We start from the raw sequence: 21,196 nt of genomic DNA on the forward strand, positions 1-21,196 counted from the left end.
GCCTGTCAGCCCGGCCCGGCGCCTTGCGTGCCCAGATAGACCGCATAGATCGACTGGCTCGCCGCCATGAACAGCCGGTTCCGCTTCGGCCCGCCGAAGCAGACATTGCCGCAGACCTCCGGCAGCCGGATGCGGCCGATCAGCTTGCCCTCCGGGTTGAAGCAGAGCACGCCATTATAGCCGACGGCACGCCCGGCATTGCTGGAGGCCCAGAGATTGCCCTGCACGTCGCAGCGCAAACCGTCCGGCCCGCACTTCACCCCATCGACCATGCAGTCCGAAAACAACTTGCCGTTGGAGAGCTTGTTGTCGGCGCCGACATCGAAGACGTGGATATCGCCCTTGCCGCCGGGGCCGGTGTCGCCCGGGCCTTTGCCGGTCGAGGCGATGTAGAGCTTCTTGTGGTCCGGCGAGAAGCACAGCCCGTTCGGATCGGGCACTTGGCTCTCGGTGACGACGAGGTCGACCCGACCGCTCGGGTCGATGCGGTAGCAGTTGGTCGGCAATTCGCGCTTGTAGAAGCCGATCTCCGGCGGCTGGCCGAGGCGGGGATTGATCTTGCCGCTCGTATTGCTCGGCCCTCCGGCCGCGTCGGGTGCGCCCTCATAGAGCTGGCCGCCATAGGGCGGGTCGGTGAACCAGTAGCTGCCGTCGGGATGCTGGACGACGTCGTTGGGCGAGTTCAGCCGCTTGCCGTCGAACTTGTCGGCGAGGATCGTCACCGATCCGTCGAGCTCGTAGCGGACGACGCGGCGGTTGAGGTGCTCGCAGGAGAGCTGCCGGCCCTGGAAGTCGAAGCTGTTGCCGTTGCTGTTGCCCGACGGCGTGCGGAAGACGCTGACGCGGCCATCGTCCTCGAGCCAGCGCATCTGCCGGTTGTTCGGGATGTCACTCCAGACAAGATAGCGTCCCTGCGCGTTCCAGGCCGGCCCCTCTGCCCAGAGGGCACCGGTCCAGAGCCGCTGGATCGCGGCATTGGGCTGGGCCAGCCCTTCGAAAGCTGGATCGACCGCGATGACATCCGGATCCCAGAAATAGGTGGTCGGCGCACCGCTGCGGCTGAAATCGCGCGGCGGCGTGGTGATCGTGCTCGGCGGTCCGGGCCGGGCGGCGGGAGCCTGTGCCAGGGCCGTATCGGCGGCCGCGGCTAACGCTCCTGCCCCCGCGACCTGCAACAGGCGGCGGCGTGAGAATGCGGGACGTGATTCATCGATGCTGTTTCGCTGCATTGGTGACCTCCCTAGGTTGAACTTAAGCCGTTCTTACCCGGGCATCGGGAGCGCCGATTGAGGCGGTGACGTGGCGGAAGGCTGCCATGTCGACATTGCGAGCCCTGCTCCAACAGGGCTTCTCATCGATCTAAATCGGTTTAATGATACCGAGTCCGGAAATCGCTGCCGTGACCGGTCTTCAGGCTGCGAGATCGGCGACCAGTGCGTCGAGCAGCAGCGCGCCTTCCGGCGTCGCGGCGAGGCGGCCATTGGCCTTGCGGGCGAGGAAGCCCTCGCCGATCAGGCTGCCGATGCGGTTGCCGTTGAGCTTGCGGCCGGCCAACCCCTCGAACACGTCGGGATCGATGCCTTCGACGAGCCGCAAGCCCATCAGCAGGTATTCGTCGCCTTGGGCTTCGGTCGAGAGTTTCTCGTTCTCGACCAGCGCGTCGGTCCCGGCCTCGATCCGCTCCAGCCAGGCTTCGGGGCGCTTTTCGGTCGATTGTGCGTAGCGGCCATCGGCGGTCACCAGCCGGCCATGGGCGCCCGGCCCGAGGCCGGCATATTCGCCGTAGTGCCAGTAGACCAGATTGTGCCGGCACTCAGCGCCCGGCCGGGCATGGTTCGAGATCTCGTAGACCGGCAGGCCGTGCTTGGCCGTGATCTCCTGCGTCAGCTCGTAGAGCGCGGCGCCCGCATCGGGATCGGGAATGGCGAGTTTGCCGGCCTTGTAGAGCTGCTCGAAGGCGGTACCGGGCTCGATGGTGAGCTGGTAGAGCGAAAGATGCTCGGCGGCATGACTGATCGCCAGCTCGAGCTCGGCCTGCCATAGCGCCGGGGTCTGGTTCGGCGAGCGGGCATAGATCAGGTCGAAGGAATAGCGCTCGAAATAGCGCCGCGCGATCGCGACTGCATCGAGCGCCTCCTGCGCCGAATGCATCCGGCCGAGGGCCTTGAGGTCGGTATCGTTCAGCGCCTGCACCCCGAGCGAGACGCGGTTGACGCCCGCCGCCCGGAAATCGCGGAAGCGCCCGGCCTCGACGCTGGTCGGGTTGGCCTCCAGCGAGACCTCGCAATCGGAAGCGACGGCCCAATGCTCGCCGATGGCATCGAGGATCGCGCCGACTGTGCTTCCTTCCATCAGCGAGGGCGTGCCACCGCCGAAGAAGATCGAGGAGACCGTGCGTCCGGGCGCGAGCTCAGCCCGCTGGGCGATCTCGCGGCGGAAGGCGGCGATGTAGCGGGCCTGGTCCGGCGGCTGGTGCCGGACATGGCTGTTGAAGTCGCAATAGGGGCATTTGGCCAGGCAGAACGGCCAATGCACATAGACGGCGAAGCCGGCATCCGCGGTCGGATGGGCCGGCACGCCGGGCCGCGCGGCAAGGGCTGCCGAAGGGCTCAAGCCGGCTTCCTCAGGCAGGCGGCGGCGAGCACATGGAAGGCGCGGGCCCGGTGCGACAGGCCGGGCGAGCCGTCCTGCGGGATGCCGTGCTTCTGCTCCGACGTCATCTCGCCGAAAGTCTTGTCATGACCGGCCGGCTGGAAGATCGGGTCGTAGCCGAAGCCGGAGGTCCCGCGCGGCGCCTCGACGATCGTGCCGAAGACGCGGCCTTCGAACAATTCCTGATGGCCGTCGGGCCAGGCGATCACCAGAGCCGAGACGAAATGCGCCTTGCGCTGCTCGGGTGTGGTCGCGCCGCGCTTTGCAAGCTCGGCCTGCACGCGGGCCAGGGCCGGGGCGAAATCCTTGCCCGGGCCGGCCCAGTTGGCCGAGAACAGGCCGGGCGCGCCGTCGAGCGCGTCGATGCAGACGCCGGAATCATCGGCGAGTGCCGGCAGGCCGGAGGCCTTGGCCGCCGCGACTGCCTTGATCGCGGCGTTCTCCGCGAACATGTGGCCGTCCTCGATCGGTTCGGGCAAGCCGAGCTCTCCTGCCGAGACCAGCTCGATCCCATAGGGCGCCATCAGCTCGCGCATCTCGCGCAGCTTGCCCTGGTTGTGGGTCGCGATCACGACCTTGCCGGTGAGGAGGCGGGGTTCGCTCATGGCGTCAGGCCACCGTAGCCTTCTGCAAGGCGACGAGCTTGCCGACGCCGCCCTTGGCGAGCTTGAGCAGGGCCAGCAGTTCCTCCTCGGAGAAGGGCGCGCCCTCGGCGGTGCCCTGCACCTCGACGAGGCCGCCTGCACCGGTAATGACGAAATTGGCGTCGGTCTGCGCGCCGGAATCCTCGACATAGTCGAGATCGATCACCGGATTACCGGCGACGATGCCGCAGGAGACGGCCGCGACATGATCCTTCAACGGATTGGCGCCCTTCAGCATGCCGCGCCCCTCCATCCATTTCAGCGCGTCGTGCAATGCGACCCAGGCGCCGGTGATCGAGGCGGTCCGGGTGCCGCCATCGGCCTGCAGAACGTCGCAGTCGACGACGATCTGGCGCTCGCCGATCGCGGTCAGGTCGACCACGGCGCGAAGCGAGCGCCCGACCAGGCGCTGGATCTCCTGCGTCCGGCCCGAGGGCTTGCCGGAGGTGACCTCGCGGCGGGTGCGCTCATGCGTGGCGCGCGGCAGCATCGAATATTCGGCGGTGACCCAGCCCTTGCCGGTGCCGCGCAGCCAGGGCGGCCCCTTTTCCTCGACCGTCGCGGCACAGAGCACCTTGGTCTCGCCGAAGGTGACCATGCACGAGCCTTCCGCATAGCGCACCACGCCACGTTCCAGCGTGACCTTGCGCATCTCGTCGGCTGCGCGCTTCGAGGGTCTCATCGTGCCAATCCTGTGTTCCGGAGTCCGCGGCTTGTAGGCGCTTAAGCGGAGTGCGGCAAGGCGAGCAGGGCATGGGACTTGATCCCGCTACGCCCACCGGGGACAATGGGCGATGGCATCGAGGTTGTTCGCTAGGGAATGAGCGCCCATACCCGCCCGGAATCCCCCGGCGGCCTGGTCGATATCGACCAGCGCTCGCGCGAGATTTTTCGCCAGATTGTCGACGGCTATCTGACCACCGGCGAGCCGGTCGGCTCGCGCAACATCGCCCGCCTGCTGCCGATGGCGCTGTCGCCGGCGACGGTGCGCAATGTCATGACCGATCTGGAGATGGCCGGGCTGATCTATGCGCCGCACACCTCGGCCGGGCGCCTGCCGACCGAGCGGGGGCTGCGCTTCTTCGTCGACGGCATGATGGAGGTCGGCAACCTCACCTCCGACGAGCGTTCCCGCATCGAGGCGCAGATCAGGGCGGCCGCCAGCAACCGCTCGCTCGACCAGACGCTGACCGAGGCTTCGGCCTTGCTCTCGGGCCTGTCGCGCGGCGCCGGTGTCGTCGTCACCACCAAGGCCAATGCGCGCCTGCGCCATATCGAGTTCGTTCGGCTCGATGCCGGCCGGGCGCTCGCCGTGCTCGTCGCCGATGACGGCACGGTCGAGAACCGCATCCTGGCGCTGCCGGCTGGCCTGCCGGCGTCGGCGCTGGTCGAGGCCGGCAACTTCCTCAATGCCCGCATCGTCGGCAAGACACTCGATGAGCTGCGCCGCGAGATCGCCGACAGTCGCACCCAGATGGAGCGGGAGCTCGATGAGCTGACCGCAAGGCTGGTCGAGACCGGCATCGCCACGACCTCAGGTCCTTCCGGCGACCGCCATCTGATCGTGCGCGGCCAGGCCAATCTGCTCGAGGATCTGAAGGCGCAGGAGGACCTCGAACGCATCCGCCTGCTCTTTGCCGATCTGGAGACGCAGACCGAACTGATCGACCTGCTCTCCCGGGCCGAGGCCGGCGATGGCGTACGCATCTTCATCGGCTCGGAGAACAAGCTGTTCTCGATGTCCGGTTCCTCGATCATCGCCGCGCCCTTCCGCGATGGCGGCCAGCGCATCGTCGGCGTCGTCGGCATCATCGGCCCGACCCGGCTGAACTATGCCCGGATCGTGCCGATGGTCGACTACACCGCCAAGGTGGTCGGGCGGCTGCTCGATAGCGGGCGATGAGGCGGCTGCTGCGTGCCGCCGCGTTCCTGGCGGGAGTGCTGCTGATGACCGGAGCAAGCGAGGCGCAAACCGGCCTGCTCGAAGCAGCGGGGCGTGGTGATCTTGCCGCCGTGAATCGACTGATCGCTGCCAAGGCAAATCTCGAACAGAGCGACGGCCAGCGCCAGACCCCGCTCCTGCTCGCCGTCGCCGGCAATCATGTCGCTGTCGCCAAGGCGCTGCTGGCGGCAGGTGCCAGTCCCAACGCCCAGACAGCGAACCAGGACACGCCCTGGCTGCTCGCCGGCGCCAGCGGCCGCGCGGAGATCATCGCGGCGATGCTGCCGTTCAAGCCCGATCTTACCATCCGCAACCGCTATGGCGGCAATGCGCTGATCCCGGCCTGCGAGCGCGCCCATGTCGAGACCGCCAAGCTGCTGCTGACATCAGGCGTCGACGTGAACCACGTCAACAATCTCGGCTGGACCTGCCTTCTGGAGATCGTGATCCTCGGCGATGGCGGCTCGCGCCACCAGCAGGTCGCCAAGCTCGTGCTTGATGCCGGCGCCGACCCCAATCTCGCCGACAGGGACGGCGTCAGCCCGCTGCAGCATGCCCGCAAGCGCGGCCAGAGCGAGGTCGCCAAACTGATTGCCGCGGCCGGCGGGCGCTGAGCTCTACTCCAGCCAGTCGGTGATGAAGCGCTCGCTGGCGTGGATGTCGATCGATTCCAGCACATCCGGCCCAAGGCTGCGGAACTTGTGCGGCACGCCGGCCGGCACCACCATGATCTCGCCCGGCCCGGCCTCGATTTCCCGCTCGCCGATCGTGTAGAGCGCCCGCCCGGCCCGCACGATAAAGGTCTCGGGATAGGGATGGCTGTGCAGCCTTGGCCCCTTGCCGGGCTCGGCCCGGACGAAGATCAGCGAGACCTTGCCGCCGAAGTCCTGCACCTCGCCATGCCATTCGCCCGGCGTTTCGGTCCAGTCCTCGCGACGAATGGCGCGTGCTTCCGCTGTCGTGTCCGCCATCTCAGCCGCGCGTCGCGATCGCCGCCGCAGCCCCCGCCATCACGCCGCCGGTGATGCGGTTGATCCGGCGCATCGTGGCAGGGCTGGCGACCAGGCGCCGCGCCCGGTCGGCGGCATAGGCATAGCCGAGCAGGGTCGTGTTGATGATCAGCATGGTCAGCACCGCGACCTCGACGAAGGCGAGCGGCGTCAGCGCCTTGAGGTCGACGACCAGCGGCAGGATCGAGACGAAGAACACCATCACCTTGGGATTGCCGAGCGTCAGCGCGACCCCGCCGAGGAAGAGGCGTAGGCCCTCGCCGCGCGCCGCCGGCTGGTCTTCCAGGCTCTTCACCGGCGCGGTCCAGAGCTTCCAGGCGAGATAGATCAGATAGGCGCAGCCGGCATATTTGATCGCCAGGAAGAGCCCGTGGAAGCTCTGCATCAGCAGCGTCAGGCCGAGCGCCGAGAAGGTCAGCCAGATCAAGTCGGCCGCAGCGATGCCGAGCACGAAGGGCACGGCGCGCCGGAATCCGGTCGAGAGCGAGCGCGCCACGATCGCGGCGATACCCGGTCCCGGCGAGGCGACGGCGAGAAAATAGACACCGGCGAAAACCAGAAGCCCGGCGAGATCCATGGGGCGCTGCTCCCTGATATTGGCTTGCTGGGTAGACTAGCAGCCAGCGCCGGACCTGTCCCATCGCCTTGCGTGATGGGAGGGATCAGCCGGCTTGGCGGATCCGTCCGCGCTTCTCGGCGCGTGCTTTCGCCATCGCACCGAGAAAATCGCCGATCGACTGCTCCAGCGCCAGCGATTGCGACGAGGTCGCCCGGACGCGGTCATCGACCTGTCGGGCGAGCGCTGCCGCCTCGCGAGCGAGGCCTTCGACCAATGCGGCATCGCGGGCGATGGCATCGACGCCTGAGGAGGAGCTTTCGGCCCGCTCGGCGATCGAGCGGATATGGTTGGCCTGCCCGGCGACCGACTCGGCGACGACGCCGGCGCTGTCCTGCAGCGTCTGCATGGTTTGGCCGAGCCCGCGCACCGCCTCGCCGATGGCGCGCCCGGCATCGACGACCTCGCCGACGCCCTGGCGGATGGTCTCGGTCGCGTTGTTGGTGGCCGTGGCCAGCGATTTGACCTCGGCCGCGACCACGGCGAAGCCCTTGCCCGCCTCGCCGGCGCGGGCAGCCTCGATGGTGGCGTTGAGCGCCAGCAGATTGGTCTGCGCGGCGAGGCTGCGGATCAGCTCGACCAGACTGCCGATGCGGTCGCTGGCCTGCTGCAGCAGGGCGACGCTGCCGCTGATCGCATGACATTCGGCATTCGCCGCCTGGGTAGCGCGGCTCGACCCTGCTGTTTCCTGCGAGATGCGCGCGCTGGCGAGCTCGAACTGGCGCGTCGCTGCGACGATCTCGGCGACGGAGGCGGCGACTTGCTCGGGCCGCTCCTGCGTGCCGGACAAGGCCGACAAGGTCGCGCCGGCCTTGGTCGAGAGCTGGCCCGAGAAGCCGGCGACATCTCCCATGCTCGCCTCGATTGCCGAGATGCGCTCGCCGATGCCATCGCGAAAGGACTGTTCGAGTACGCCGAGGCGATCGTCGACGTCACTTTCGAGCGCATCGTCGAAACAGGCGAGTGAAAAGGAGATGTCGGTGAGCATGATCTTGCAGAACACGCGCAAGGCCTCGTCGACCGGTCCCCAGCGCCGCTTCCAGCGCGCGACCAGGACAGCGAGGAAGTTCGAGAAATCCTCGAGGAAGAATTGCGGGTAGTCGGCGAGCAGGATGTCGCGATTATTGGCGCGGCCGACGATGCGCAGTTTCGCCAGCCGATAGCGCTCGTCGAGCTCGAGCCTGAACAGCTTGCGGTATTTCACCTGCTCGTCGGAGGCGACGTCGAGCTGGTTGAGATCCCGGCTGAACGTCCTGGCATAGAGCCTGTGCACCGAGGCGTCGAAATGCGGCTCCAGGATCGTCAGCAGTCGGCTGGCGATCACGGCTTCAGCCTCGGTGAAGGACGGCTGCGACGGATGCATCGTCATGAGTGTCGCGCGAAATGGTTAAACAGCCCTCTCGGGCTCAGCTCAGGCGAGATCCGCTCAGGGCGCCTGCCGGACCTCGCCGGGCGTGACCAGGAAACGCTGCGCCCCATCGGGAAGATCGCCGAACAGGGCGGGGTCGGCGCCGGTCATCCAGACCTGGCAGCCGAGCTCGGCCAGTGTCGTGTAGAGCGCTGCCCGCCGGCGCGGGTCGAGATGGGCGGCGACCTCGTCGAGCAGCACGAGCGGCGGCAGATCGCTCATCGTCGCCACCAGTCGGGCATGAGCGAGGACGAGCCCGATCAATAGCGCCTTCTGTTCGCCGGTCGAGCCCTGGCCCGCCGGGATATCCTTGGTGGCATGGCGCACGGCGAGATCGGAAGCCTGCGGGCCGGTGAGCGTGCGCCCGGCTGCCTTGTCGCGCGGGCGCATCTCGCGCAGCAGCTCGCGATAGCGGTCCTCGGCATCGAGCGCCGGCAGGCTCGCGACCAGCGCGTCGATCTCGCCCTCCAGCGCGATGTCGGCCTGCGGGAAGGGCGAGGCCTCGTCCGCGGTCTGCGCGATGATGGCGGAGAGCCGCGCCACCGTCTCGGCCCGGGCAGCGGCCACGGCGACGCCGAGCTCGGCAATCTCGCGCTCGACCGCATCGAGCCAGCGCTGCTGATGCGGGCTCTCGTCGAGGATGCGGTTGCGCGAGCGCAGCGCCTTTTCCAGCGCGTTCGAGCGCGTGCCATGGCCGGGATCGACCGCAAGCACCAGCCGATCGAGGAAGCGCCGGCGATCGCCTGCTGCGCCGCGGAACAAGCCGTCGAGATCAGGCGTCAGCCAGACCAGTCGGACATAATCGCTGAAGGCGAGGGCCGAGCCGGCCGGGGCGCCGTCGATCCGGGCGAGCCGCGCCCGTTTGCCCTCGGCATCCGGCGGCTCCAGCCCGATCCCGAGCCGCGCCCCGTCATCGGCGAGCCCGATCGAGACGGCAAAGCCGCCATCGCCAGGTTGACGGACCATGTCGGAAAGATCGGCGCGCCGCAGGCCGCGGCCGGGCGCGAACAGCGAGAGCGCCTCCAGCAGATTGGTCTTGCCGGCGCCGTTCTCGCCGCACAGCGCAACGAGCCGGCCCTCGATCGCAAGATCGAGGGCCGGATAGGAGCGGAAATTCTGCAGCGTGAGGCGGGCGACCGCGGTCAAGACGCTCTCGAGACGCTCTTGCGGGATCAGACCCGCATCGGCATCAGCACATAGAGGGCCGAAGCGCCTTCGCGGTCCTGGATCACCGTTGGCGAGCCCGGATCGGCGAGCTTGAGCAGCGCCGTGTCGCCGTCGAGCTGGGCGGCGATGTCCATCAGATAGCGCGCGTTGAAGCCGATATCGAGCGGGCCGGCATCGTAGTCGACCTCGATCTCCTCGGTCGCCGAGCCGGAATCCGGGTTGGTCACCGAAAGCGTCATGCGGCCATCGGCCATGGAGAGCTTCACGGCGCGGCCACGCTCGGACGAGATCGTCGAGACGCGGTCGACGGACGCGGCGAAATCGCCCCGGTCGACGGTGAGCAGCTTGTCGTTCCCTGAGGGAATGACGCGCTGATAGTCGGGGAAGGTGCCGTCGATCAGCTTCGAGGTCAGCACCACCTCGGCGGTGGCGACGCGGATCTTGGTGGCCGAGAGCTCGACCTGGACCTCGCTCTCGCCGTCCTCCAGCAGCTTCTGGATCTCTGCCACGGCCTTGCGCGGCACGATCACGCCCGGCATGCCGAGCGAGCCCTGCGGGGCGGCGGTGTCGACGCGGGCGAGGCGGTGGCCGTCGGTCGCAACCGCGCGCAGCACCGGGCGTCCGTCGACATCGATTGCGTGCAGGTAGATGCCGTTGAGATAGTAGCGCGTCTCCTCGGTCGAGATCGCGAACTGGGTCTTGTCGATCAGCCGCTTGAACTCGCCGGCCGGCAGCACGAAGCGATGCGCCATCTCGCCGGCAGTGATGTCGGGGAAGTCGCTTTCCGGCAGCGTCTGCAAGGTGAAGCGCGAGCGGCCCGAGCGCAGCACCATCTGACCGGTCTCGCCGGTGGTCTCGAGCGAGACCTGCGAGCCGTCCGGCAGCTTGCGGACGATGTCGTAGAGGGTGTGGGCGGGAACCGTGGTCGCGCCGGGCTCGACGATATCCGCCGGCACGGCCTCGACCACCTCGATGTCGAGGTCGGTCGCCTTCAGCTTGAGCCCGTCCTCGCTGCCGCGCAGCAGGAGGTTCGACAGGATCGGGATCGTGTTGCGCCGCTCGACGACACGATGGACATGCCCTAGCGACTTCAGGAGCGTGGAGCGTTCGACCGTAACCTTCATGGCGTCTTCTGGCATGCTGGCGCCCGCGGCGAGCCGGCAGGCAGAAAGGTGGCCCGCGACATTGCCGGACGGCCGGCCCACGCGCAAGGGCGCGCGAGCCCGCCTGCACAGTTAACGCAAGAAGGGACGTCCGGAGGTCACTCCTGCAGCATGCGCTTCAGGAGATCGACCTCGTCATGGAGCAGGCGGTCCTCGACGATCGCCTTCTCGATCTTGCGCACCGCGTGCAGCACGGTGGTGTGATCGCGCCCGCCGAAACGGCGGCCGATCTCGGGCAACGAGCGCGGCGTCAGCGCCTTGGCGAGATACATCGCGATCTGGCGCGGTTTGACCACTGCCGCAGTCCGGCGCTCCGACAGGATGTCGGCGCGGCTGACATTGTAGCGGGTCGCGACCAGCTTCTGGATGTCCTCGATCTTGACCCGGCGCGGCTCGCGCGTCCGGACGAGATCGCGGATCGCAGCTTCCGCGGTCTCCATCGTCACGCTCGCCCCGGTCAGCGTCGCATGGGCGAGGATGCGGTTGGCGGCGCCGTCGAGATCGCGGCCATTGGTCGCGACGACCTTGGCGACATAGGCGATCACGTCCGGATTGACGTGGAAGCTCGGATGGGCGGCCTTCAGCCCGTCGAGACGAGTGGTCAGGATCTTGACGCGCAGCGCCTCGTCGAGCTCGCCGATCTCGACGACGAGTCCGCCGGCGAGCCGCGAGCGGATGCGCTCGTCGAGCGCCTCCAGATCGGCGGGGAGCCGGTCGGCGGCGACGACGATCTGTTTGCCGGCGTCGATCAGCGCATTGATCGTATGGCCGAATTCCTGCTGGATCGAGCGGCCCTGGATGAACTGGACGTCGTCGACGATCAGGAGGTCGATGCCGCGCAGCTTCTCCTTGAAGGCGAGCGCCGTCTGCGACTTCAGCGCGGCGACGAAGCCGTACATGAAGCGGTCGGCGGTGAAATAGGCGACGCGCTTGCCGTGCTGGCGCGCATCCTGGGCGATGGCCTGGATCAGATGCGTCTTGCCGAGGCCGACGCCGGCATGGAGGTAGAGCGGATTATAGGGCGTCGAGCCGGCCGGCGCCGCCGAGATCCGCTCGGCCGCGGCGAAGGCGAGTGCGTTCGACTTGCCGACGACGAAGCTCTGGAAGGTCATGCGCCGGTCGAGCAGCGTGCCGCAGGCGTCCATGGGATCGCGCTCGCTGGTGTGGGCGGCGGCCGAAGCGGGAGCGATATCCGCCACCGGGGTGGCGGCGCGGGCCTGGGCCGGGCGTGCCCGCTGGGCCGCCAGGTCCTGGCAGGGCTCGGCGCTCTCACGCGCCACCTGGCGTACGGCGAGGGCGACGCCGTTGGGCGCATCGAGCTCGGCCATGCAATGAGCCCGCAGGCGCTCGGCGTAGTGGGCTTCGAGCCAGCTCTTCAGGAAGCGGGTCGGCACGGTGAGGTGGGCAACGCCGTCGACGATCGCGCCGATCTCGACCCGGGCGAACCAGCTCGAGAAGACGTCCTCGCCGAGCTCGGCGCGCAGGCGCCGGCGGACCCTGTCCCACCGTTCCTTGATCCCGGTCACGCTCGCCGCCTCGCCGAGGGCAATCCCAGTCATCGCCGGAGAGCCCGTCGCCTCGACCAGATTGCCCGTCTCCATCCGCTCGAACATTCCAATTGCCCCGTTCATGGTCCTACGCACTTCGCCACCCGCGAAAGGAGGTTGTGCGTTATCTGGTTTTCAGGAAAAGCGTGGCTCTCTCCGCTGGCACGCGCCGCGAAGCAAGGTCACTCCAACGCTTTTCATGGTAATGCCGCCTGGCTCGAAAATCCGGCCGCGGCCGCTCGTTATTTCAACGCTTTTAAATCTTCAGGACAAATAAGCACATTCTCCCAACCCCTTCCGGTTGTAAGTTAAAACCATCAACAATTCTGTGGAGAGCCGGGTGGACATCGCTGTCCGCCCGCCGATGAAAAGGACCTTACAAGGCCGTCTCGAACGGGGGCAATATCCCCCTCAGCCGGCTTCGTGGCCTGGGGGCATTCCGGCCGGTGTCTGACCTACCGGAAGGTGCCTCGCAATCAGTTGGGGAAGTTAAGCTTTTCTTTACCGGGCGAGTCTCGTGCCGGCTCCGAATCTTTTTTTTTGCGGGCCGTCCCCCGCCCCATCCGGGCCCCCGGGATTCCTTCAACTGAATTGCTTTGCCCACTAAGGTGATGAAAAATATGGAGGAATTTTGTGCGGTCCAAAGTCCCGTTCGGAACGATTTCCGACCTCTAAAACGGAGCTGGTGTCAAGTTGGTAAAGCAGTGGAAAGATTGCGGAATCGCCGTTGACGGCGAGTGTTGCGTCGCAGCATCGGGGCGCTTTCCGCGAGCAAGCGCGCAAACAAAAACCCGGCCTTTCGGCCGGGTCGAAAATCGCGTGAAGGAGCGCGCTGCTGAACGATGATCAGGAAGCGAGCGTGCCGATGCGATGAGCCAGGCGCGAAACCTTGCGCGAAGCGGTGTTCTTGTGAACCACGCCCTTCTGAGCGGCTCGCATGATCTCCGGCTGGGCGGCCTTCAACGCCTCGGCGGCGGCGCCCTTGTCGCCGGAGGCGATCGCCTCCTCGACCTTGCGCAGGAAGGTGCGCATGCGGCTGCGGCGCGCCTTGTTAACCTCGGTACGCCGCGCGATCTTACGCGTGGCCTTCTTGGCCGAAGTCGTGTTGGCCATCGTAACGTCCTCGTCCTCATCGCGGCAGGCGCCTGGCTATCTGCCGGCTGGCACGACCACGAAGCTTCAATGAAAATGCGAGCGACGGTCCTGCCGGAGCAAGACCGCCGCGAGGCCCGACCCTATAGTTCCTGCCGGGCCCGGCGTCAACGGCGGAATCGTAGCCATCTTCAATCCATCTTGCGACGGGCCGCCACGGCCTCGATCTCGACGAGATAGCCATGGTGCAGTTCCGGTACCGGAACGACGGCACGAGCCGGCCTGTGCGGCCCGAAGACCTCGGCATAGATCGCGTTGAACTGCGGCCAGTGCGCGGCGCCGACCAGATAGGCGGTGACCTTCAGCACATCGGCCGGGCCGCAGCCGCTGGCGGCGAGCACGGCGATGAGATTGTCGAGCGCCTGCCGCGCCTGCACCGCGAAGGGCTCGCCGGCGGTGTGGCTGCCGTCGGGACGCGGCGCGAGCTGGCCGGAGACGAAGACGAGGTCCTTGTAGGCGACCGCCTGCGAATAATGCCCGGCCGGCGCCGGCACGTCAGGCGAGCGGATGGTCTCGATCTCGCTCACGCGCCCTCGCCGACAAAGCGCGCGAAGCTGGCGAGATCGACATTGCCACCGCTGAGGATCACGCCGACGCGCTTGCCTTCGACCGGCACCGCGCCGGTGAAGGCCGCGGCCGCCGCAAGGCAGCCGGTCGGCTCGACCACGAGCTTCATCCGCTCGGCGAAGAAGCGCATCGCCGCGACGAGAGCGGCATCCGGCACCGTGACGATATCCTCGACCAGGTCGCGGATGATCGGGAAGGTGTAGTCGCCGAGGAAGGGCGTCTGCGCACCGTCGGCGATGGTCTTGGGCACGTCGATCTTGACGATCTCGCCCTTGCGCAGCGACCGCTGGCCGTCATTTCCGGCCTCCGGCTCGACGCCATAGACCTTGCAGCCCGGATTGAGCGCCCGCGCCGCCAGCAACGCGCCCGAGAGAAGACCGCCGCCGCCGAGGCAGACCAGCAAGACATCGAGCTCGCCGGCCTCCTCGATCAGTTCCTTCGTGGCCGTGCCCTGGCCGGCGATGACTTCGGGATGATCATAAGGCGGGATCAGCGTCAGCCCGCGCTCTGCCGCGAGCTTGTTGCCGAGCGCGAGCCGGTCCTGGGTATAGCGATCGTAAGAAACGACCTCGGCGCCGTAGCCCTTAGTCGCCGCGACCTTCGCCGCCGGGGCATCGAGCGGCATGATGATCGTCGCCGGCGCGCCGAGCAGCTTGCTGGCATAGGCGATCGCCTGCGCATGGTTGCCGGAGGAATAGGTCAGCACGCCGGCCTTGCGTTGCGCCGGCGTCAGCGCCGCGATCGCGTTGTAGCCGCCGCGGAACTTGAAGGCGCCCATGCGCTGCAGGTTCTCGGCCTTGAAGACGAGATTGGCGCCGGTGCGCTCATTCGCCGTGCGCGAGGTCAGCGCCGGCGTACGGTGGGCGACGCCGGCGATGCGCTGCGCCGCCGCCTCGACATCGGCATAGGTCGGCAAGGCGATGCCATCGGTGGAACGGGCTGCGGCGGTCATTGGTGAATCCTGCGTGCTGTGCGAACGGCACGCATGGTGTCAGCAGCGCCGCCGCGCTTTCAAGTGAAAGAACGTGACCCCGGCCATGCGCGGCGCTGATCGGCCGGGGGATGCGGGCCTCAGCCGTTCTTGAACTCCGGCTTCCGCTTCTCGGCAAAGGCGGCCATGCCTTCCTTCTGGTCATGGGTCGCGAACAGCGCCGAGAAGACGCGGCGCTCGAAGCGCAGGCCCTCGGCCAGCGTCACCTCGAAGGCGCGGTTGACCGATTCCTTGGCCGTCAGCACCGAGGGCAGCGACTTCGAGGCGATCTGCTCGGCCGCCTTGAGCGTCTCCGTCATCAGATCGGCGAGCGGGACGATGCGGGCGACGAGCCCGGCGCGCTCGGCTTCGTTCACGTCCATGAAGCGGCCGGTGAGGCACAGATCCATCGCCTTGGCCTTGCCGATCGCATGGGTCAGGCGCTGGGTGCCGCCGGCGCCGGGGATGACGCCGAGATTGATCTCGGGCTGGCCGAACTTGGCGTTGTCGGCGGCGATGATGAAATCGGCCATCATCGCGAGCTCGCAGCCGCCGCCGAGCGCGAAGCCCGCCACCGCGGCGATGATCGGCTTGCGGCGCTGGCCGATCCGGTCCCAGTCGGCGAACTTGTCGTCGAGATAGGTGCCGGGATAGGTGCGCTCCTGCATTTCCTTGATGTCGGCGCCGGCGGCGAAGGCCTTCTCCGAGCCGGTGATGACGATGCAGCCGATGCCGGCGTCCCGCTCGAAGCCGTCGAGCGCCGCATTGACCTCGCCGATCAGCTGGCCGTTCAGGGCGTTCAGCGCCTGCGGCCGGTTCAGCGTGATGATGCCGACCTTACCCTTCACCTCGACGAGAATGGTCTCATAAGCCATGGCGGCCTCCCGGATGATCTTGTCGGGCCAGCATTAGCGGCGGCTGCGGGGGGAAGTCCATGCGCGCCCGTGCAAGCTGCGCCTGGGGCTGAATGGGCGCGACGGTCGGGCGGACGAATCTTCGCCACCATCGAGGCGGTTCGTGCGTTGATGGTTCGTGGCAATCGAACAGGAGGCAGGCATGGCCGGCGCAACCCGAACCGATACGGCCTCGCGCCTCGTCAAGGCTTCGCCCGGCGCGGTCTACAACGCCTTCGTCGACCCGGCCGTGCTGACGCGCTGGCTGCCGCCCGAGGGAATGCGAGCCAGGATCGAGAGGTTCGAGCCGCATCCCGGCGGCCTCTACCGCATGGTGCTGACCTATGACGATCCGGCGGGGGCGCCGGGCAAGGCGAGCGCCGACAGCGACATCGTCGAGGGCCGCTTCACTGCGCTCGACCCCGGCGAGCGCATCGTCTGGGAAGTCGGCTTCGTCTCGGACGATCCGGCCTTCGCCGGCACGATGACGATGACCTGGCGCTTCAAGGCGGTCCGCGACGGCACCGAGGTGACGATCCTCTGCGAGAACGTGCCGGCTGGCATCGGCAAGGCGGATCACGACGCCGGCTTGCGCTCGACGCTGGAGAACCTGGCCCACTTCATCGAGACGGCCTGATCAATCCGCCTGCCCGGCCTCGTCAAGCAGGCGCTGCAAGGCCGAGGGTGGCGTACGTGCGTGCCAGGCGGCGATCAGCCTGTCAGCATTGGCCTCGGACGCGATGGCTGAATCCAGCTCGGCGTCGTAGCGGCAATAGCTGTGGACCTGGTGGAAGTCGCGGCGGGCATCGCCGACCTTCCGGTCACCGCGTGCGATCTCGCGGCGCTCCAATTCGGCGAGATCGCAATGCAGGCCGACGAAGAAGACGTCCTGTCCTTCGAGCAGGCGCGCCAGCCGCAGCAGCCAGGCGCGGTTTTCCATGATGTGCTCGACGATCAGGTTGTTGCCGCAGCGGACATAGGCCGGGAGCGAGTGCTCGAAGCCCTCGAAGAAGGCGTCGCGCATCGAAGTCCACGGGAACTCGCCGGAGCGGATGCGCACCGTTGGCAGCACATCGGAGTCGCGCAAATGGTCGATCGAGATGTGCCAGAACGGCTCCTCGATCCGGGCCTGCACGGCGCGCGCCAGCGAGGATTTGCCGCTGCTGGACGCGCCGTTGAGCAGGATGATCTTGCCGGGCGGCCGAAGAGTATCGGACATGTCGCGCCCTCAGCCGCGCTTCTGGCAGCTTTCGCAATAGAAGGTCGAGCGCCCCGACTGCACCAGCCGCCTGACCGCATGCCCGCAGCCCGGCGTGACGCAAGGCTCGTCCTCGCGGTCATAGACCTTGAAGCGATGCTGGAAATAGCCGAGCGAGCCGTCGGCATGGGCGAAGTCGCGCAGGGTCGAGCCGCCGGCCGCTATCGCCTCCTCCAGCACGTCGCGGATGATCCCAGCCAGCAGATGCGCCTTCTCGCGCGGCTTGCCGGTCGGCGTCGCCAGCGAGCCGGCCTCGGCCTCGGGATGCAGCCCGGCGCGGAACAGCGCCTCGCAGACATAGATGTTGCCGAGTCCGGCGATCAGGCGCTGGTCGAGCAGCGCCGCCTTCAGCGGCGCGATCTTGCCGGAGAACAGTTTGGCCAACAGCTCGCCCGACAATTCGTTGCCGAGCGGCTCGATGCCCATCCCGGCGAAATGCTTCGACGTTTCCAGCCCCGCCCGCGGCAGCAGGTCCATGAAGCCGAAGCGGCGGACGTCGTTATAAGTGACGCGCGCGCCCGAGCCGAGATGGAAGACAACATGGTCGTGGATGAGGTGCCGGCCGATCTCGTTGTAATAGGCGCCGGGCTCGGTCGGCTTCGTGCCGGGCGCCTCGACGATGAAGCGCCCGCTCATGCCCAGATGCATGACCAGCGCCTGCCCGTCGTCGAGATCGGCGATCAGGTATTTCGCCCGCCGCGACAGCGCCTCGACGCGCCGTCCGGTCAGGCGCTCGGCAAAGCGCTCGGGCAAGGGAAAGCGCAGATCAGGCCGGTTCTGGTCGACCTTGGCGAAGCGCTCGCCGAGCATGGCGGGCTCAAGCCCGCGCCGGACGGTTTCGACCTCGGGAAGTTCAGGCATGGCATCGGCTCTTCAGCATGCGTCGAGAGGGCCCGCGACAAGCCCCGACGCTTTCGCTATTCATCGCCTCACCCGAACACAAGAGCGGCCCAACCGTGACAGCAGCCTCCGACACCACCCATTTCGGCTTCGAGAACGTGCCGCTCGGCGAGAAGCAGGCCAAGGTCGACGACGTCTTCCACAAGGTCGCCGGCCGCTACGACCTGATGAACGACCTGATGTCGGCCGGCCTGCATCGCGCCTGGAAGGAGGCGCTGCTCACCGCGCTGAAGCCGCCGCGCGACCGGGCTTTCCATCATCTCGACGTTGCCGGCGGCACCGGCGATGTCGCCTTCAAGGTGCTGGAGGAGGGCGGGCCGCTGACCGACGTCACCGTCCTCGACATCAATGCCGAGATGCTAGCCGTCGGGCGCGAGCGGGCGCAGAAGCGTTTTCCCGACGATGAGCGCATCCGCTTCGTCCAGGGCAATGCCGAGGAGCTGGCGCTGCCGGACAATAGCTTCGACGCTTACACCATCGCCTTCGGCATCAGGAATGTGCCGCGCATCGAGAAGGCTCTCGCCGAGGCCTATCGCGTGCTGAAGCGCGGCGGGCGCTTCCTTTGCCTCGAATTCAGCCATGTCGACGTGCCGCTGCTCGACAAGGTCTACGAGGCCTATTCCTTCAACGTCATCCCGCCGATGGGCCGGATGGTGACGGGCGAGGCCGAGCCCTACCAGTATCTCGTCGAGTCGATCCGCAAGTTCCCGCGCCCGCAGGTCTTCGCCAACATGATCGCCGAAGCCGGCTTCCGTCGCGCCTCGTTCACGCCGATGACCGGCGGGGTCGTGGCGCTGCATTCCGGCTGGAAGCTGTGACTGAGGCAGCTGTGACAGCCCACCGCCGTCATGCTCGCCCTTGTGGCGAGCATCCACGTCTTGAACACCGCGCTGCCCTAGGGAAGACGTGGATGGTCGGGACAAGCCCGACCATGACGGGGAAGGCGCGTTCCGCGTTGCCATCGGCATGATCTCCGCCCTTGCCCATCTCGCCCGCTCGGCGCGGGTCGGCTTCGTGCTGGCGCGCGAGGGCGCGCTCGCGCTCGTCGACCCTTCAGTGCTGCCGCCGGCGGCGCGGGCGCTGATCGCACTCGGCCGGTTGATCGAGCGGCGCGGCGCCGGCTCATCTGCGACGCGTCTTGCCGCGGCGCTGACCCGGCTCGGCCCGTCCTATGTCAAGTTCGGCCAGTTCCTGGCGACCCGGCCCGATGTCGTCGGCATGAAGATCGCCGAGGATCTCTCGGCCCTGCAGGACCGGATGGCGCCCTTCCCGATGGCACAGGCCCGTGCCGCGATCGAGGCAGCCCACGGCAAGCCGGTCGAGGCGATCTTCGTCGAGTTCAGCGAGCCGGTCGCCGCCGCCTCGATCGCCCAGGTCCACCGCGCGCGCCTGAAGGATGGCTCCGAGGTTGCGGTCAAGATCCTCAGGCCCGGTATCCGCGATCGCTTCCATCGCGACCTCGCCTCCATGCGCTTCGGCGCCCAGCTTGCCGAAAGCCGCTCGCCCGAGGCGCGGCGCCTGCGCTTCGTCGCCATCGTCGAGACATTGGCGCGCTCGGTCGCCATGGAGATGGATCTGCGGCTCGAGGCGGCCGCCCTCTCGGAATTCGCCGAGAACACCAGGGAAGACACCGATTTCCGGGTGCCGGCGCCGGATTGGCAGCTGACCGCGCGCGAGATGCTGGTCGACGAATGGATCGACGGCATACGCCTCTCCGATGTCGAGGCGCTGCGCGCTGCCGGCCACGATCTGGCCGGGCTCGGCCGCAACGTCATCCAGTCCTTCCTGAAGCACGCGATCCGCGACGGCTTCTTCCATGCCGACATGCATCCGGGGAACCTGTTCGTCGACGCTGAAGGGCGGCTGGTCGCGGTCGATGGCGGCATCATGGGCCGGCTCGGTCACAAGGAGCGGCGCTTCCTCGCCGAGATCCTGTTCGGCTTCATCACCCGCGACTATCGCCGCGTCGCCGAAGTGCATTTTGAGGCCGGCTATGTCCCGGCCCATCATTCGATCGACGACTTCGCCCAGGCGATCCGGGCCGTCGGCGAGCCGATCCACGACAAGCGTGCCGACGAGATCTCGATGGCGAAGGTGCTGACGCTCCTGTTCGAGATCACCGGCCTGTTCGACATGGCGACGCGCACCGAGCTGGTCATGCTGCAGAAGACCATGGTCGTGGTCGAGGGCGTCGCGCGTACGCTCGATCCGCATCTGGACATGTGGACCACGGCCGAGCCGGTGGTGCGTGACTGGCTGACGCGCAATCTCGGGCCGATCGGGCGCATCGAGGATGCCGGCCGCAGCGTGCGCACCCTCGTCGGCAGCCTCGCCAACCTGCCGGAGACCGTCGGCCGGGCCGAGCGCGTGCTGGGCCAGCTCGAGGACGCTTCGCGGCACGGCTTCTCGCTCGACGAGGCCAGCGTCCAGGCGATCGGCCGGGCCGAAGCTGCGCGCAACCGCTGGGGCAATTGGGCGCTCTGGCTGATCGCGGCGCTGCTCGCCTGGATCGTCTTTGTCGACTGATCGGGCGCTCGACAATGTAGGCAGATATGCCTACATTGTGACATGAGGCCGATTTCCTGGGTCAGGGCTGCGCAGAAGGAGTTCCTGACCTTCCCGCAGGCGGTCCAGGAGCGGATGAAGTTCGCGTTGGAGATCGCGGCGACAGGCCGGATGGCAGATATCGCGAAGCCGATGAAAGGCCTGGACGGCGGAGTCTATGAGATTGCTTTGCCGCATCGTGGCGACGCCTATCGCGCGGTCTATGCAGTGCGGCTAGGCGACGATCTCTGGGTGGTTCACGCCTTTCAGAAGAAGTCGACACAGGGCATCAAGACGCCGCAGCGCGAGATCGACGTCATTCGCGAGCGGCTGTGGCGGTTGAAGGAGCTGTAGCCATGGCTGACGAACTCGACCTGGTCCGCGGCAGCGGCAATGTCTTTGCCGATTTTGGCGATGCGGATGCTGAAACCAAGAAATTCAAGGCGATCATCGCCGCTGAGATCATCGCCACGCTGGACATGCGCGAACTAAGCGTCAGGGCCGGCGCGGAGCTGGCCAAGGTCGATCCGCGCGACATTCAGCGCATTCGCAATGCTGACCTGTCTCGCTTCACGATCGATCGCCTGATCCGGATCGCACACCGCCTCGGCCGGACGATCGAGCTGCGGGTCGTGCCCGCAAAGGCGGCTTGACGCCGGAACATTGCCGCGGCTCGTCCACGAGGCGTCGATTGGAAACCATTTGAGCGGTTTGCGCTTTACAAGCCCCGGCCCCTCGGGATTCCTTTACGGCAAGGCCGGGG

Annotated in this window: 23 protein-coding genes; 7 read left to right on the plus strand and 16 right to left on the minus strand. The window is 67.4% G+C overall.

The features are described 5' to 3' along the window. Positions 1-5: 5 nt before the first annotated feature. The 4 genes from ACQKLX_RS19740 to rph all read right to left on the minus strand — a co-directional run bounded on the left by ACQKLX_RS19740 (position 6) and on the right by rph (position 3,978). Entirely contained in the window at positions 6-1,229 is a 1,224-nt protein-coding gene (locus ACQKLX_RS19740; protein WP_427363261.1) for an SMP-30/gluconolactonase/LRE family protein, read from the minus strand. Between the two features lie 181 nt (positions 1,230-1,410). Then, the gene (hemW, locus tag ACQKLX_RS19745; RefSeq protein WP_427363262.1) at positions 1,411-2,613 is read right to left on the minus strand and encodes a radical SAM family heme chaperone HemW; all 1,203 of its coding nucleotides are present in this window, start codon (positions 2,611-2,613) and stop codon (positions 1,411-1,413) included. Beyond that, the gene (gene rdgB / locus ACQKLX_RS19750) at positions 2,610-3,257 is read right to left on the minus strand and encodes an RdgB/HAM1 family non-canonical purine NTP pyrophosphatase (RefSeq protein ID WP_427363263.1); all 648 of its coding nucleotides are present in this window, start codon (positions 3,255-3,257) and stop codon (positions 2,610-2,612) included. The genes hemW and rdgB overlap by 4 nt, the downstream gene beginning before the upstream one ends. A 4-nt stretch (positions 3,258-3,261) precedes the next feature. Next, positions 3,262-3,978, minus strand: coding sequence for a ribonuclease PH (rph, locus tag ACQKLX_RS19755; protein WP_427363264.1), 717 nt, complete (start codon positions 3,976-3,978; stop codon positions 3,262-3,264). 138 nt (positions 3,979-4,116) lie between these two features. On the opposite strand from rph, the gene hrcA reads away from it, so the two are divergent. Continuing rightward, positions 4,117-5,199, plus strand: coding sequence for a heat-inducible transcriptional repressor HrcA (gene hrcA, locus ACQKLX_RS19760; protein ID WP_427363265.1), 1,083 nt, complete (start codon positions 4,117-4,119; stop codon positions 5,197-5,199). A 44-nt stretch (positions 5,200-5,243) separates the two neighbouring features. Then, on the plus strand, positions 5,244-5,852 hold the full coding sequence (locus ACQKLX_RS19765; RefSeq protein ID WP_427363266.1) for an ankyrin repeat domain-containing protein: 609 nt from the start codon (positions 5,244-5,246) through the stop codon (positions 5,850-5,852). Positions 5,853-5,855: 3 nt separating this feature from the next. Here ACQKLX_RS19765 and ACQKLX_RS19770 read toward each other — a convergent pair whose 3' ends face one another. The 10 genes from ACQKLX_RS19770 to ACQKLX_RS19815 form a co-directional block, all read right to left on the minus strand. Continuing rightward, positions 5,856-6,209, minus strand: a complete 354-nt coding sequence (locus ACQKLX_RS19770) for a cupin domain-containing protein (protein ID WP_427363267.1) — start codon at positions 6,207-6,209, stop codon at positions 5,856-5,858. 1 nt (position 6,210) lies between these two features. After that, the gene (locus tag ACQKLX_RS19775; RefSeq protein ID WP_427363268.1) at positions 6,211-6,825 is read right to left on the minus strand and encodes a LysE family translocator; all 615 of its coding nucleotides are present in this window, start codon (positions 6,823-6,825) and stop codon (positions 6,211-6,213) included. An 85-nt stretch (positions 6,826-6,910) separates the two neighbouring features. Further along, on the minus strand, positions 6,911-8,233 hold the full coding sequence (locus ACQKLX_RS19780) for a methyl-accepting chemotaxis protein (RefSeq protein WP_427363269.1): 1,323 nt from the start codon (positions 8,231-8,233) through the stop codon (positions 6,911-6,913). A 57-nt stretch (positions 8,234-8,290) separates the two neighbouring features. Then, positions 8,291-9,418 (minus strand): DNA replication/repair protein RecF, encoded by a 1,128-nt coding sequence (gene recF, locus ACQKLX_RS19785; protein WP_427363270.1) that lies wholly within the window; start codon positions 9,416-9,418, stop codon positions 8,291-8,293. A 26-nt stretch (positions 9,419-9,444) separates the two neighbouring features. Continuing rightward, positions 9,445-10,563, minus strand: coding sequence for a DNA polymerase III subunit beta (dnaN, locus tag ACQKLX_RS19790; RefSeq protein ID WP_427363271.1), 1,119 nt, complete (start codon positions 10,561-10,563; stop codon positions 9,445-9,447). Between the two features lie 137 nt (positions 10,564-10,700). Further along, positions 10,701-12,161 (minus strand): chromosomal replication initiator protein DnaA, encoded by a 1,461-nt coding sequence (dnaA, locus tag ACQKLX_RS19795; protein WP_427363355.1) that lies wholly within the window; start codon positions 12,159-12,161, stop codon positions 10,701-10,703. 834 nt (positions 12,162-12,995) lie between these two features. Next, complete coding sequence (rpsT, locus tag ACQKLX_RS19800; protein ID WP_427363272.1) at positions 12,996-13,262, minus strand: 30S ribosomal protein S20; 267 nt, start codon at positions 13,260-13,262, stop codon at positions 12,996-12,998. Between the two features lie 170 nt (positions 13,263-13,432). Beyond that, complete coding sequence (locus ACQKLX_RS19805; RefSeq protein ID WP_427363273.1) at positions 13,433-13,828, minus strand: RidA family protein; 396 nt, start codon at positions 13,826-13,828, stop codon at positions 13,433-13,435. Further along, positions 13,825-14,820 carry a threo-3-hydroxy-L-aspartate ammonia-lyase gene (locus ACQKLX_RS19810; protein WP_427363274.1) on the minus strand — a complete coding sequence of 332 codons (996 nt, stop codon included), beginning with the start codon at positions 14,818-14,820 and terminating at the stop codon, positions 13,825-13,827. Before ACQKLX_RS19810 ends, ACQKLX_RS19805 begins: the two co-directional genes overlap by 4 nt. A 119-nt stretch (positions 14,821-14,939) precedes the next feature. Next, entirely contained in the window at positions 14,940-15,713 is a 774-nt protein-coding gene (locus tag ACQKLX_RS19815) for an enoyl-CoA hydratase (RefSeq protein WP_427363275.1), read from the minus strand. A 181-nt stretch (positions 15,714-15,894) separates the two neighbouring features. Between ACQKLX_RS19815 and ACQKLX_RS19820 the strand changes: the two genes are divergently transcribed. Beyond that, the gene (locus tag ACQKLX_RS19820; protein WP_427363276.1) at positions 15,895-16,368 is read left to right on the plus strand and encodes an SRPBCC family protein; all 474 of its coding nucleotides are present in this window, start codon (positions 15,895-15,897) and stop codon (positions 16,366-16,368) included. Here ACQKLX_RS19820 and ACQKLX_RS19825 read toward each other — a convergent pair whose 3' ends face one another. Both ACQKLX_RS19825 and mutM read right to left on the minus strand, forming a co-directional pair. Then, positions 16,369-16,950 carry a chloramphenicol phosphotransferase CPT family protein gene (locus ACQKLX_RS19825; protein WP_427363277.1) on the minus strand — a complete coding sequence of 194 codons (582 nt, stop codon included), beginning with the start codon at positions 16,948-16,950 and terminating at the stop codon, positions 16,369-16,371. Between the two features lie 9 nt (positions 16,951-16,959). Beyond that, positions 16,960-17,850, minus strand: a complete 891-nt coding sequence (mutM, locus tag ACQKLX_RS19830) for a bifunctional DNA-formamidopyrimidine glycosylase/DNA-(apurinic or apyrimidinic site) lyase (protein WP_427363278.1) — start codon at positions 17,848-17,850, stop codon at positions 16,960-16,962. A 95-nt stretch (positions 17,851-17,945) separates the two neighbouring features. Here mutM and ubiE point away from each other — a divergent pair, with 95 nt between their 5' ends. The 4 genes from ubiE to ACQKLX_RS19850 all read left to right on the plus strand — a co-directional run bounded on the left by ubiE (position 17,946) and on the right by ACQKLX_RS19850 (position 21,086). Then, positions 17,946-18,707, plus strand: a complete 762-nt coding sequence (gene ubiE, locus ACQKLX_RS19835; RefSeq protein WP_427363279.1) for a bifunctional demethylmenaquinone methyltransferase/2-methoxy-6-polyprenyl-1,4-benzoquinol methylase UbiE — start codon at positions 17,946-17,948, stop codon at positions 18,705-18,707. A gap of 148 nt (positions 18,708-18,855) precedes the next feature. Beyond that, positions 18,856-20,415 (plus strand): 2-polyprenylphenol 6-hydroxylase, encoded by a 1,560-nt coding sequence (gene ubiB, locus ACQKLX_RS19840; RefSeq protein WP_427363356.1) that lies wholly within the window; start codon positions 18,856-18,858, stop codon positions 20,413-20,415. Positions 20,416-20,457: 42 nt separating this feature from the next. Then, on the plus strand, positions 20,458-20,787 hold the full coding sequence (locus tag ACQKLX_RS19845; protein ID WP_427363280.1) for a type II toxin-antitoxin system RelE/ParE family toxin: 330 nt from the start codon (positions 20,458-20,460) through the stop codon (positions 20,785-20,787). 2 nt (positions 20,788-20,789) lie between these two features. Next, positions 20,790-21,086, plus strand: a complete 297-nt coding sequence (locus tag ACQKLX_RS19850; RefSeq protein ID WP_427363281.1) for a helix-turn-helix domain-containing protein — start codon at positions 20,790-20,792, stop codon at positions 21,084-21,086. Positions 21,087-21,196: the final 110 nt, after the last annotated feature.

It is taken from the genome of Allobosea sp. NPDC003192, assembly GCF_050275675.1.
In the GTDB taxonomy this organism is placed as follows: Bacteria; Pseudomonadota; Alphaproteobacteria; order Rhizobiales; family Beijerinckiaceae; genus Allobosea.

What these genes read in the sequence shown, in the direction of transcription:
- ACQKLX_RS19820 (WP_427363276.1), top strand. Translation starts at nt 15,895, where the DNA reads ATGGCCGGCGCAACCCGAACCGATACGGCCTCGCGCCTCGTCAAGGCT.
- dnaA (WP_427363355.1), bottom strand. Translation starts at nt 12,161, where the DNA reads ATGACTGGGATTGCCCTCGGCGAGGCGGCGAGCGTGACCGGGATCAAG.
- ACQKLX_RS19775 (WP_427363268.1), bottom strand. Translation starts at nt 6,825, where the DNA reads ATGGATCTCGCCGGGCTTCTGGTTTTCGCCGGTGTCTATTTTCTCGCC.
- ACQKLX_RS19740 (WP_427363261.1), bottom strand. Translation starts at nt 1,229, where the DNA reads ATGCAGCGAAACAGCATCGATGAATCACGTCCCGCATTCTCACGCCGC.
- ACQKLX_RS19845 (WP_427363280.1), top strand. Translation starts at nt 20,458, where the DNA reads ATGAGGCCGATTTCCTGGGTCAGGGCTGCGCAGAAGGAGTTCCTGACC.
- mutM (WP_427363278.1), bottom strand. Translation starts at nt 17,850, where the DNA reads ATGCCTGAACTTCCCGAGGTCGAAACCGTCCGGCGCGGGCTTGAGCCC.
- ACQKLX_RS19815 (WP_427363275.1), bottom strand. Translation starts at nt 15,713, where the DNA reads ATGGCTTATGAGACCATTCTCGTCGAGGTGAAGGGTAAGGTCGGCATC.
- rph (WP_427363264.1), bottom strand. Translation starts at nt 3,978, where the DNA reads ATGAGACCCTCGAAGCGCGCAGCCGACGAGATGCGCAAGGTCACGCTG.
- hrcA (WP_427363265.1), top strand. Translation starts at nt 4,117, where the DNA reads ATGAGCGCCCATACCCGCCCGGAATCCCCCGGCGGCCTGGTCGATATC.
- rdgB (WP_427363263.1), bottom strand. Translation starts at nt 3,257, where the DNA reads ATGAGCGAACCCCGCCTCCTCACCGGCAAGGTCGTGATCGCGACCCAC.
- dnaN (WP_427363271.1), bottom strand. Translation starts at nt 10,563, where the DNA reads ATGAAGGTTACGGTCGAACGCTCCACGCTCCTGAAGTCGCTAGGGCAT.
- ubiB (WP_427363356.1), top strand. Translation starts at nt 18,856, where the DNA reads ATGATCTCCGCCCTTGCCCATCTCGCCCGCTCGGCGCGGGTCGGCTTC.
- ACQKLX_RS19765 (WP_427363266.1), top strand. Translation starts at nt 5,244, where the DNA reads ATGACCGGAGCAAGCGAGGCGCAAACCGGCCTGCTCGAAGCAGCGGGG.
- ACQKLX_RS19810 (WP_427363274.1), bottom strand. Translation starts at nt 14,820, where the DNA reads ATGACCGCCGCAGCCCGTTCCACCGATGGCATCGCCTTGCCGACCTAT.
- ACQKLX_RS19770 (WP_427363267.1), bottom strand. Translation starts at nt 6,209, where the DNA reads ATGGCGGACACGACAGCGGAAGCACGCGCCATTCGTCGCGAGGACTGG.
- ACQKLX_RS19780 (WP_427363269.1), bottom strand. Translation starts at nt 8,233, where the DNA reads ATGACGATGCATCCGTCGCAGCCGTCCTTCACCGAGGCTGAAGCCGTG.
- rpsT (WP_427363272.1), bottom strand. Translation starts at nt 13,262, where the DNA reads ATGGCCAACACGACTTCGGCCAAGAAGGCCACGCGTAAGATCGCGCGG.
- ACQKLX_RS19850 (WP_427363281.1), top strand. Translation starts at nt 20,790, where the DNA reads ATGGCTGACGAACTCGACCTGGTCCGCGGCAGCGGCAATGTCTTTGCC.
- ACQKLX_RS19825 (WP_427363277.1), bottom strand. Translation starts at nt 16,950, where the DNA reads ATGTCCGATACTCTTCGGCCGCCCGGCAAGATCATCCTGCTCAACGGC.